General features: G+C 54.1%; 8 protein-coding genes. 6 read left to right on the forward strand and 2 right to left on the reverse strand.

The window, feature by feature from the left end; genetic code table 11:
* Positions 1–15: 15 nt before the first annotated feature.
* The 6 genes from RDV48_10670 (at position 16) to RDV48_10695 (ending at position 9,632) form a co-directional block, all read left to right on the forward strand.
* A complete protein-coding gene (locus RDV48_10670) occupies positions 16–1,080 on the forward strand; it encodes a 3-methyl-2-oxobutanoate dehydrogenase subunit VorB (GenBank protein MDQ7823247.1) in 1,065 nt (354 codons plus the stop codon).
* Positions 1,081–1,117: 37 nt separating this feature from the next.
* Complete coding sequence (locus RDV48_10675; GenBank protein MDQ7823248.1) at positions 1,118–1,888, forward strand: thiamine pyrophosphate-dependent enzyme; 771 nt, start codon at positions 1,118–1,120, stop codon at positions 1,886–1,888.
* Positions 1,889–1,916: 28 nt separating this feature from the next.
* The gene (locus tag RDV48_10680; GenBank protein ID MDQ7823249.1) at positions 1,917–2,459 is read left to right on the forward strand and encodes a 2-oxoacid:acceptor oxidoreductase family protein; all 543 of its coding nucleotides are present in this window, start codon (positions 1,917–1,919) and stop codon (positions 2,457–2,459) included.
* Positions 2,460–2,479: 20 nt separating this feature from the next.
* The gene (locus RDV48_10685; GenBank protein MDQ7823250.1) at positions 2,480–5,032 is read left to right on the forward strand and encodes a TIGR03960 family B12-binding radical SAM protein; all 2,553 of its coding nucleotides are present in this window, start codon (positions 2,480–2,482) and stop codon (positions 5,030–5,032) included.
* Between the two features lie 132 nt (positions 5,033–5,164).
* Positions 5,165–7,966 (forward strand): ATP-binding protein, encoded by a 2,802-nt coding sequence (locus tag RDV48_10690; GenBank protein MDQ7823251.1) that lies wholly within the window; start codon positions 5,165–5,167, stop codon positions 7,964–7,966.
* Entirely contained in the window at positions 7,959–9,632 is a 1,674-nt protein-coding gene (locus tag RDV48_10695; protein ID MDQ7823252.1) for an Rne/Rng family ribonuclease, read from the forward strand. Before RDV48_10690 ends, RDV48_10695 begins: the two co-directional genes overlap by 8 nt.
* Before the next feature lie 12 nt (positions 9,633–9,644).
* On the opposite strand, the gene RDV48_10700 is transcribed toward RDV48_10695, so the two are convergent.
* Positions 9,645–10,154 carry a hypothetical protein gene (locus RDV48_10700; GenBank protein MDQ7823253.1) on the reverse strand — a complete coding sequence of 170 codons (510 nt, stop codon included), beginning with the start codon at positions 10,152–10,154 and terminating at the stop codon, positions 9,645–9,647.
* 109 nt (positions 10,155–10,263) lie between these two features.
* On the reverse strand, positions 10,264–11,217 hold the full coding sequence (locus tag RDV48_10705) for a tyrosine recombinase XerC (protein MDQ7823254.1): 954 nt from the start codon (positions 11,215–11,217) through the stop codon (positions 10,264–10,266).
* Positions 11,218–11,677 lie beyond the last annotated feature (460 nt).

Raw genomic sequence — 11,677 nt, forward strand, 5'->3', positions numbered from 1 at the left:
AAAGGTGTGGCTTGTATGGGGAAAAAAGTATTGATGAAAGGTAATGAAGCCATTGGCGAGGCGGCTATCACGGCGGGGTGCCGGCATTTCTTCGGCTATCCCATCACCCCGCAGAGCGAGCTGCCTGCCTATCTGGCAAAGAGAATGCCCCAGGAGGGAGGCGTCTTTCTCCAGGGCGAAAGCGAGGTGGCCTCGGTAAACATGGTGTACGGGGCGTCCTCGGCAGGAGTAAGGGTGATGACGTCATCGTCAAGCCCCGGCGTGAGCCTCAAGCAGGAAGGTATCTCCTACATGGTGGGCGCCGAGCTTCCCGCGCTTGTCTGCAACGTGCAGCGGGCAGGACCGGGCCTGGGCACCATCCAGCCGGCCCAGTCCGATTATTTCCAGGCCACCAAGGGAGGGGGCCATGGTGATTACAATATAATAGTCCTCTCCCCGTCATCGGTGCAGGAGATCGTGGATATGGTGAGAATGGCCTTTGACCTGGCCGACACCTACCGGAACCCCTGCATGCTCCTCACCGACGGGATGCTGGGCCAGCTCATGGAGCCCGTGGATTTCGGCGATTACAAGCCCATGGTCTTTGAAAAGCCATGGGCACTCACCGGCTGCAAGGGGCGGCCGAAGAACACCGTCACCTCAATTTACATCCAGCCTGAGAGGATGGAAGAGCACAACCTGAAGCTCCAGAAGAAATTCGCCGCAATACGGGAGAAAGAGCAGCGCTGGGAGGAGCTGAGCCTCAGCGATGACACGGAAATTCTTGTCGTCGCCCACGGCACGATGGCGCGCATCGTGAAATCGGCGATGAAGGAGGCCCAGGAGCAGGGAGTGAAAGTGGGCGTCATACGCCCCATCACCGTATGGCCCTTCCCCGAAAAGGCCTTCAGAAACCTCAGGAACATCCAGACGGTGCTTGTCGTGGAGATGAGCGCGGGCCAGATGCTGGAGGATGTCAAGCTCTCCATAAACGGGAGGCTCCCCGTCCATTTCTTCGGGAGAATGGGCGGGATGGTCCCCACCGTCGAGCAGATTCTATCCCAGATAATGAGCCTCAGGAAGAGTCCCGCGAAGCTCTGAGAGGCTTTTTCATTTTCTCACCGGAAGGAGGATTCACATGGAGAAGGTATTTGAAAAACCAGTATCAATTGACGAAAAGCATTTCAGCTACTGCGCCGGGTGCACTCACGGCATCATCCACCGCCTCATCGCCGAATCGATTGATGAGCTGGGGATCCGCGAGAGGACCGTGGGAGTGTCTCCCGTCGGATGCGCCGTTTTTGCCTACGAATTTTTCAATTTTGACTGCGTGGGCGCCGCCCACGGGAGGGCTCCTGCAGTGGCCACGGGTATCAAGCGGTCAAGGCCTGACTGCATTGTCTTCACTTACCAGGGCGACGGCGATCTTGCCGCAATCGGGACCGCCGAGATCGTCCACGCTGCCACGAGGGGCGAAAAGATAACGGTCATATTCGTCAACAACGCCATCTACGGGATGACCGGCGGCCAGATGGCGCCCACCACCCTTATCGGCCAATACTCGGAGACCACGCCCTACGGCAGGAAGGCTGAGCTCCATGGCTTTCCGATAAAGGTCTCGGAAATGCTCTCGACCCTCGAGGGCGCGCAATTCATCCAGCGGGTCACCGTCATGAACCCCGCCTCGGTCATCAAGGCAAAGCAGGCCATCAAGAAGGCTTTCAAGAACCAGGTGGACGGCAAGGGCTTCAACCTGGTGGAAATACTCTCCACGTGCCCTTCATGCTGGGGAATGGCGCCCCTCAAGGCGCTTGACTGGCTCAAAGAGAACATGATCCCCGTGTTCCCCCTTGGTGTTTACAAGGACAGGGATGCCGGGGAGGCCGCCGGAGCAAAGGCGGAAGAATGAAAAGCCCATTGAAAGGGAGGTGCTTACCATGCACGAAGAACTGATTATTGCCGGATTCGGCGGCCAGGGCGTGATGCTCATAGGCCAGCTTCTCACTTATTCAGGAATGAGCGAAGGAAAGAACGTGCTCTGGATGCCTGCATACGGCCCCGAGACGAGAGGAGGCTTCGCCAACTGCACCGTCATCATCTCAGAGCAGGAGATTTACGCGCCCATCATCTCCAAGCCTCTCTCGCTCATCATCATGAACCTTCCCTCCCTGGACAAATTTGAGGATTCCCTCAAGAGCGGCGGCCTCATCGTGGTAAACAAGTCGCTTGTCAACAGGGAAGTGAAGAGGAGCGACGTGGAAACCGTCATGATCCCCGCCACTGAGATTGCCACTGAGATGGGCAACGTGAGGGCTGCCAACATGGTGGCCCTGGGCGCCTATATCGAAAAGCGGGGCTCCGTCTCCTTTGAGAGTGTCATGGAAGCACTTCCCAAGATGTTTCCCGGCAAGGAGAAGATAATTCCTCTCAACAGGGAAGCCCTGAAAAAGGGAGCAGAATTCGTGAAAGTAAGCGCATAGCCCCGCCGGGGTGAGGGTCCGTGACAGAATCACTGCATATGGAATCTCTTGAAAAGCTTCTAGCCCCCTGCACCCGCCCGGCTCGCTACTTCGGCACGGAGCTGAACGCTTCGCACAAGGAATGGGATGAGGCCCGCCTCAGGGTTGCCCTTGTATTCCCCGACACCTACGAGATCGGCCAGTCGGGCCTGGGCCTCAAGATCCTTTACGGCATCATCGCGGGAGACCCCGATACTCTCGTTGAGAGGGCTTTCGCTCCCTGGGTCGATGCCGAGGAAAGGCTCAGGGAGGCCTCCCGGCCCCTCTTCTCCCTTGAATCGGCACGGCCCCTCGCGGACTTTGACCTCCTGGGATTCACCCTGCCTTACGAGATGACTTATTCCAACGTCCTCAATATCCTGGACCTGGCCCATATCCCCCTGAGGGCCGGGGACCGGGGCGATGGCTTCCCCCTCATTGCGGGCGGCGGTTCCTGCGTGTTCAATGCCGAGCCCCTGGCGGACTTTTTTGACTTTTTTGTCCTGGGGGAAGGGGAAGAGGTCATTGTGGAGATTCTCTCCCTGCTGAAGGAATGGAAGAGGGAGTCAGGCAAAAAGGCCGAGCTCCTCCCAAGGCTTGCCGGGATCCGCGGCGTCTATGTGCCCGGCTTCTATGAGGCGACCTACGATGAGCAAGGCAATTTTGCCGGCCTGACGGCCACTCATCAGTCTGCACCTCTCATGATTGAGAGGAGGGCCGTGAGCTCCCTCGAGGAGGCATACTATCCCACGAACCCCGTGGTCCCCTTCGTGGAGACAGTGCATGACAGGATAATGCTGGAGATATTCAGGGGCTGCACAAGGGGGTGCCGCTTCTGCCAGGCGGGAATGATATACCGGCCTGTAAGGGAGAGGTCTCTACAGAGGCTTCTGGATCTTGCGAGGGAGTCCATAAGGAGGACTGGATACGAGGAAATCTCCCTTGTGTCCCTTTCCTGCTCTGATTACAGCGCCATCAGGGAGCTTGTGGCACTTCTCCAGAAAGAATATGCTGACCGCTACATAGAGATAAGCCTTCCCAGCCTGAGGATTGACGCCTTTTCGCTGGGTCTTGCCAAGGTGGTGCAGCGCTACCGCCGCAGCTCCCTCACCTTCGCCCCCGAGGTGGGAACGGAAAAGATGCGGCGCCTCATCAACAAGGGCGGCTCCGAGGAAGACGTGCTTCAGACAATGAGGCATGCGAAAGACGAGGGCTGGAAGTCACTGAAGCTCTATTTCATGGTGGGCCTTCCCGGCGAGGAAGACGATGATATAGTGGGCATCACCAGGCTTGTCTGGAAAATCCTCCAGGAAACAGGGCTCCGCCTCACCGTCTCGGTATCATCGTTTGTACCCAAGCCCTGGACCACTTTCCAGCGCGACAGATTTCTGCCCCCCGCCGCGCTCAGGGAGAAGCATGCCGTCATCAAGAGGCTTCTGCGCCATGGGAAGATTACCATTGGCTTTCACAACCCTGAGCTCTCCTTTCTTGAAGCGGTCTTTTCCCGCGGTGACCGTAGGCTTGGGAGGGTTCTCCTCGAGGCCTGCAAGCTTGGCTGCAAGTTTGACGGCTGGAATGACCGTTTTGATTTCGGAAAATGGATGAAGGCCTTTGAAAACGCCTCTGTGGACCCAGGCCATTTCACCAGAGAGAGAGCCCCTGGCGAGGCCCTCCCATGGGACCATCTCGGCAGTGACGCTCAGAGAGCCTTCCTGCAGAGAGACAGGGAAAAGGCTGCGGCCGGCGAAGCTCTTGCCGACTGCAGGCAGGGAAGCTGCACGGGCTGCAGTTTATGCAGCGGTGATATTCCGGAGAGGAGAGAGAGCCATGACGGCGATGAGCCAATGCTTGAAGAACTGCCGCCCCTGGCCTGCGCCACCAGGCCTGTGCAGAGACTCAGGATCGGCCATACCAAGGAGGCGCCCGTAAGGCTCATTTCCCACCTGGACCTGCTGAGAACTTTTCAAAGGGCGGTGAGAAGGGCCAATCTCCCCGTGGCATACACTGAAGGCTTTCATCCCAGGATGCGCCTCTCACCCGGTCCGGCCCTTTCGCTTGGTTACACGAGCAAGGCCGAATGGATCGATATTGATCTCAGAGAGGCCCTCGATCCCGCCGAGGGGAAGAGAAGGCTTCAGGAAAGCCTTCCCCGCGGCATCAGCATCTTTGAGCTGAAAGAGTTCCCTCTCGGCGGGGAGCCACTTTCTGAGAGTATTCACATGGCCTCTTATCGCATGACATTGCTGTGCCGTGATGTCACCTCTGCCTGCTCTGTTCCCGCGGTGGTCGCCGATCTCATGGGGAGCCCGGAAATTATGGCGGCACGAAAGGGTAAGGAACTGGACGTAAGGCCTCTGGTAGCATCACTCGAGGTGCTCTCCACCGAGGGAGAGATAGTGGTGCTTGAGGCCCGGCTGAAAATAACGGGTACCGCGTCGGCAAAGCCCCAGGACATTCTTGATTTTTTTGAAAAAAGGGGCCTGGCATATCTTGAGTGCCAGGTCGAGAGGACAGGGCTTTACGTGAAGAAGGGGAGCCTCTGGGATGCCCCTTAGAGGTATTCTCACCCTTATTTTCACTCTTTCGAAAGGTATTTTCCCCTTGGAGATTGAATAAGGAGAGATACTTGCCAGTAGAAGCACATAATTAGCATTAATTAATTAATATACAAGAATCCGGAGAACTTTGTGGAATTTTTTGAGCTTGCCAAGAAGCGAGTTTCTGTATTTATTTGGTTTCTTCTGCTGCTTATGGCCTATTTTGCCTGGTCCACCCCCGATGCCAGGCTGAGATGGCCCGTCATCGCAGGAATACTTGGCGCTTTTGCCCTTCTTAACCTCATTCTGGTCATTCCCACAAGGCGGGCGAAAGTGGATTCGATCCTTTTCTTTCTCATTCTCACCGGTTTTACGTTCCTTATCACCTTCTATATTGTTGAGCTCGGCCCCAAGGCCAACCTTACCATTCTTTCTCTGCTCTATCTTTTTCCCCTCATTGCCGTGAGCCTCACCTTTGAAATCTACGAGGCCCTCCTCATGGTCCTTATCATCGCCGTGCTGGAAGTCGCGGCGGCTTTTCTGAAAACCCTCTCTTTCCAGAATCTCCTCAGCCCTGAGACTTTCGGGAGAATTGCCTATTATGTCATAATAGCCGTCGTGGTAAATTATTTCCTTGCCGAGAACAGGAAGGATCTGAAACGCCGGGACAAGGAGGTCATGGAGCTCAGGAAGAGCATCTCTACCCTGGATACGTCCCACCACAAGCTTGAAGGCGAAAAGGCAGAGATAGAGCAGGTGCGGCAGATGCTCGACCGTGAGATCCGCCACAGTGATACGATTTTAAAGATTTCAAAGACCTTCACCCAGACTCTCGAGCTCCAGGAGATCCTCTCCCATATCCTGGGTACCATCAAGGAGTTTCTTGGTTTCCAGACCGCCGGCATCTTTATTGACGACAAGCAGAAAAAGGAGATTTACTGCGCCACCGCTGACGGCCACTACAAGGAGGCCATGGAGAAACAGGCCGAAGATGCCTCGACGTGCATGCCGGGAATTGCCATCAGGCGCAACGAGGCCATTATAGTGAATGACATATCGCAGGATCCCCGCTTTTCAAGCATAGCGGCCTCTACGCAGACACGGTCGGCGCTCTATATGCCTATTGCCGTTGAGAACGAGGTATACGGGAGCATATGCCTCTGGAGCGCTGAAGCAGACGCCTATACCGAGAAGAGCCTCACCTTTCTTACCGCTATCATTCACGAAGCCGCAAGAGCCATAAAGAATGCGGAGCTCTACAAGACCCTCGATATAAGGCTCAATTTCATCGTAGCCCTCTGGAACACTTCCAAGAACCTTGCCTCTGTAGTCGATCTCTCCAGTAAAGACAAACGCTCGGTCCTTCAGAATGTATTTGAGACAGTGAAGGTCCTCTTTGAGGTTGACGGCGTGATCTTCTACCTTTACCACAGAGAGACGGGGAGCCTTGTCCCTTCAATCTTCAGCGGGATTTTTCTGGATGTGGACATTACCGACACCTTTCAGGAGAACGTCCAGATCCTTGCCGAGTCTTCGCCCGGCAGGTTCCAGGAAGTGGAGCTGAAGGACCTTATATTCCCGCAGCAAAAAGTGGGCGAGCACAAGCTCCTTGAGTCATCATTCCAGATCGGAAACCTTGCGATGAGCTCCCAGAAAAAGCTTTTCGGCCCCTTTCTCGATGCGGGGAGCGTGATGTCCCTTTACTGGGCACCGCTGCTTGGGAAAGAGCGGACAATCGGCGCCGTCGTCTTTCTCTCAAAGAAAGTCAAAGAGTGGACCAGGGAAGAATCACAGTGGATTGATATTTTCAGGAATATGATCTCCCTCAATATCGAGAGCATCAATCTTCTTGAAGATATCTTCAGCGAGAAGAACCAGCTTGAAGTGCTTTTCGACAGCATGCCCGAGGGAGTTTACACTACCGACAAGGATAGAAAGGTTCTCACGTGGAACAAGGGTGCCTTCAAGATTACCGGCTGGGCCGCCTCGGAGACCATAGGAAAAGAATGCTCCCTCTTCATAAAGTGCCAGAACGTTGACTATGAGAAGTGCGAAAAGGAATGCTATATCCGCATGTGCGCGGTGAAAGGGGAAAAGAAGGAGTCTGACATTGAGAACGTATTCATAATGTCGAAAAATGGCGAGAGGGTCCCTGCCTACATTACGGCGGCCCCTGTCTATGGGAAAGGGAAGCAGGTGAGCGGCAGCCTCGTCGTTTTCAGGGATATCACGAGAGAGAAAGAGATCGAGAAGATGAAAGAGGAGTTTCTTGCCACGATAACCCACGATCTCAAGAGCCCCCTTGCTTCCATCATGGGCTACTCGGAGCTGCTCACCAATCCCAAGCTTGGCGAGCTGAACAAGAAGCAGAAGGATTTCGCCGAGGCGATAATGAGAGGCGGCAAGACCCTCCAGATTCTTATCAGTAATATCCTCTCAAGCTCCCGCCTGGAAAGCGGGCAGATGCAGTATAGCATGTACGATTTCAGCGTGAATGAGCTTTTTGATGAGCTCCACGAGATGTTTCTCCCAATTACCTCCCATAAGAAGATCAACCTGGCCACTCAGATTGATCACCAGTACGTGGCTCATGGCGACAAGGAAAAGATCAAGGAAGTGATTACCAACCTCATCAGCAACGCCGTAAAATTTACCCCCGAGAAGGGGACTATCACCCTCATAGGCGAATGGGACCAGGATAAAGTGCGGATCTCTATCGATGATACGGGCAAAGGCATCCCCGAGGAAGAGATCCCCCGACTGTTTCTGAAATTTGCCCAGCTCAAGGGCGAGAAGCAGGGAACAGGCCTGGGGCTTTTCATCATCAAGAAGATCATGGAGGCCCACGGCCAGGAGATATCGGTGAAGAGCACCGTGGGGAAGGGGAGCACCTTCATGTTCCACCTTGAGGGGAGAGCGTTGAAAAAGGAAACCCAGGAGGCCAATGTTTAAAGAGATCCTGATAAGTATCGATGACCTTGAGACCAGGGTGGCCATCCTGGAAGACGGCCAGCTCATGGAGATCTCTTTTGCCCGGGAAGAACGCCTCATAGGCAGCATCTACAAGGGCAAGGTGGCCAATATCCTTCCCGGAATGCAGGCAGCCTTCGTGGACATTGGCCTTGAGCGAAACGCCTTCCTTTGCATGGATGACGCATCGGCAATCCTTGGTGAAGACGAGTCCATTGATGTCCGCCATCTCTCCATCAAGGACATTCTGAAGGTGAACCAGGAGACGCTTGTGCAGATCATCAAGGAGTCCATAGGCACGAAGGGCGCCCGCGTCACCACCCATATAACCCTCCCCGGCAGATACCTGGTGCTGCTCCCGACGGCGCAATACATAGGTGTCTCCAGGAGGATAGAAGATGAAAAGGAGAGGGAGCGCCTCAAGAAGATGGCGGAATCCATAAGGACCAGCGAGTTCGGCCTTATAGTGAGGACCGCCGCCGAGGGAAGGGATCAGGAGGATCTTGAGAAGGACTTTCAGTTTCTTGTCAAGCTCTGGGAAAAAATACAGAACACCTCCAAAAAGAACAGGGCACCAGCCCTCATTCACCAGGAGCTTACCCTTGTATACAAGATAATAAGGGATATCTTCACGCCTGAGGTGGACAGGCTCATCATTGATTCAAAAAGCGAGTATGAAAAAGTTTCGGAACTCATTGACATCATCTCCCCGCGTCTCAAGTCGCGGATGCATCTTTTCAACGACAGGCGCTCCCTTTTTGAGGCATACGGCCTGGAGGCAGAGATTGAAAAGGCTCTCCGCAGGAAGGTATGGCTCGATTCAGGAGGATATCTCATCATCGACAAGACAGAAGCCCTCACGGTCATTGACATCAACACCGGCAAATTCATAGGCAAGACAAGCCTTGCAGATACCATCCTGAAGACCAACCTTGAGGCGGTGCCGGAAATAGCGCGGCAGCTGAGATTGCGCGACCTGGGAGGAATCATCATCATAGATTTCATCGATATGGAGCGTGCTGAAGACAGGCAGCGAGTTCTCGCCGAGCTTGCCGAGCACCTCAAGCTCGACAGGACCAAGACTCACCTCGTCGGAATCACCGAACTGGGCCTTGTGCAGCTCACCAGGAAGAGGATGAACAGGGACATCGATGAGTATCTCAGGGAGCCATGCCCTTACTGTGCAGGCAGGGGCAGGGTGAACTCACTGAAGACGATGAGAATCCAGTGCGAGCGGGAGATCAGGAAACTGGCCTTTCAGACTCCCTGCGAGAGCATCCTTGTGGAAGTGAGCCCGAAGCTTGCCACTGAGCTTCTCGGCTGGGAAGGGGAGGACCTTGACCGGCTCGAAAAGGCAACGGAAAAGACGATCCACCTCTGTGCCCTTGTGGATGGCCATATTGAGAAGGTGAAAATTGAGGAGATCCAGGGTAAAAAGGCCGAAGTGCCTCTCGTGAAGATTGCTGCCGGTGATGAGATGGAAGTGACAATTCTGGATATTTTCGGGAATAATTTTCAGAACGGCCTCGCCGTGTTCAGGCAGAAGGTCATGGAAATTGCCATGGGCGGCAACAGGATCGGTGAAACCCTCAGCGTGGCGGTGACGGCCGTCCATCGCCACTATATGCAGGCCCAGATAAGAGAATAGGGGAGAGGCAATTTATTCTTCTATCTGCGGCTCCAGGGGCTTTTTGGTGAGCTCGTCGTGGATGTCCAGGGGACCCTCGGATTCTTCAAGCCTCATGTCAAGGAGCTTCGGCTCGCCCAGTTTCTTCACTTTCGTCATATCGGACTTGGTCTTTTCTCCCTTTATCTGCTCGCGCACAATGGCTTCCGCCGCCCTGAGTGATTCCTCGGACATCGGGGGGCCTTCTTTAAGGATTTCTGCAGGCTGACGGTCACTCTTCTGCTCTCCTGCGGGACCAACGGGCGATGGAGCCCTGTCAGGCCCTTTTTTTAAAGCGGGCGCTTTGTCTTCTTTCGAGATGCCCGGTGCCTGGCGGCCCTGGCTCAGCTCAACTTTCTCCTGGGGGTCGGCCGAGGTTTTGTGGCGCTCCTCATCAGCTTTCCCTGAGGTGGCGGCGCCGAAGAGGCTTGCCGCCGTTTTCCCCCCTTCCTGCTGGATCCTGTTCAAATGTGCCTGAATGTTCGATGACTGAAGGTTGTCCATCAGCGCCATCTCCTTTTATATAAAGATCTCTGCTTTGATCATAACGCCATGACAGGCCTCAGTAAAGGGGCAGCAGCATTTCTCCTGTAACAAAAATGTTACATTATGGCTACTTCCTGGGGTGGCACTCCTTATAGACTTCTCTCATGCGCTTCATTGATATGTTGGTATATATCTGCGTGGTGGAGAGATTTTCGTGTCCAAGGAGCTCCTTGATGGTCATCAGGTCTGATCCGCCCTCAAGGAGGTGAGTCGCAAAGGAATGGCGGAGCGTGTGGGGTGAGGCCACCTTGTTGATGCCGGACTTTCTAAGGTGTTTCGAAAACATATATTGCACGGCTCGGACCGTGAGTCGAACATTTTTTCTACTCACCATGACCGCATTCGAACGTATTTTTGGGCGAATCAGCAGGTAGGCCTTCAGCGCTGCGATAGCGGATTGGTTCATCAGGACAAGGCGCTGCTTGTTGCCTTTGCCGGTGACACGGATCATCATGTTGTCAAAATCGATGTCTTCAAGATTGAGGCCGGTGAGCTCGCTGATCCGCATCCCCGTCGCGTAAAAAAGCTCCATAATGGCATGGTTTCGAAAAAATATGAATTTGTCCTCGGGTGTCTGTGGCGTGGAAGCCTTTTCCTGAAGGGGCTCGTCTTCGGTGGCGTCGAGCAGTATTTCAACTTCTTTTTCATTGAGAACGCGGGGAAGATGCTTTTCAAGCTTCGCGCACTTGATCTCGGCAACAGGAGAGGTTTCGATGTAGCCCTCCTTTTTAAGGAAGCGGAAATAGGATTTCAGTGTTGCCAGCTTCCTGTTGAGGGCCTTTGAGGAATAACGGAGCTTTACTTTCAGGTAAGTGAGAAATTCCCTTATGGTCCGCTCATCGATGGTGGCAAGGGTAAGTTCCTGCTCGAAGTGCGGAGCGAAGAATTTGAAGAAGATCGAGAGGTCATGCTGATATTCCTTAAGGGTCCGGGGAGAGAGGTTTCTTTCCACGGAGAGGTAGTTTATGAAGTCATCCCGGTAATAGTATCTCAGTGCCTCTATTTTTTTCCCCTGCTCCACGAAGTGCCGCGCTCCTTCCAGGCTCGTCTGCGGCAGCAGGCCTGCCGTGATAGATAGTATTTCATGAAAAGGGGGAATCTCCTGCTTTTTCCATGGCGGCGGGGCAATGGCTGAAATGGCTTATTCGCGAGGTTTTTCTTTTATCTGTTTTGGCATGGTGTTTCGTCAAATGTATGTTTGACGACATTGCCTGCTGGATTCTTTTACTCGGTGTCGGGCAACGTCGTCAAACATAAGGGGCGTTGCTACCTGGTTCACAGCGGGGTTTTAGCACTTGGTTTGGCATACGAGGCGTTGCTACCTGCTTCACAGCGGGGTTTTAGCACTTGGTTTGGCATACGAGGCGTTGCTACCTGGTTCACAGTGGGGTTTTAGCACTTGGTTTGGCATACGAGGCGTTGCTACCTGTGTATTCCAGCCAATTCGATCACTCATTCCAGACGATCCCGATCAGGGATTC

This window comes from Candidatus Eremiobacterota bacterium (assembly GCA_031082125.1).
GTDB lineage: Bacteria > Vulcanimicrobiota > CADAWZ01 > CADAWZ01 > Ess09-12 > Ess09-12.

Bases quoted from the DNA above. Each gene is read 5' to 3' on its own strand.
- RDV48_10700 (MDQ7823253.1), bottom strand. From the start codon at position 10,154: ATGGACAACCTTCAGTCATCGAACATTCAGGCACATTTGAACAGGATC.
- RDV48_10675 (MDQ7823248.1), top strand. From the start codon at position 1,118: ATGGAGAAGGTATTTGAAAAACCAGTATCAATTGACGAAAAGCATTTC.
- RDV48_10680 (MDQ7823249.1), top strand. From the start codon at position 1,917: ATGCACGAAGAACTGATTATTGCCGGATTCGGCGGCCAGGGCGTGATG.
- RDV48_10695 (MDQ7823252.1), top strand. From the start codon at position 7,959: ATGTTTAAAGAGATCCTGATAAGTATCGATGACCTTGAGACCAGGGTG.
- RDV48_10670 (MDQ7823247.1), top strand. From the start codon at position 16: ATGGGGAAAAAAGTATTGATGAAAGGTAATGAAGCCATTGGCGAGGCG.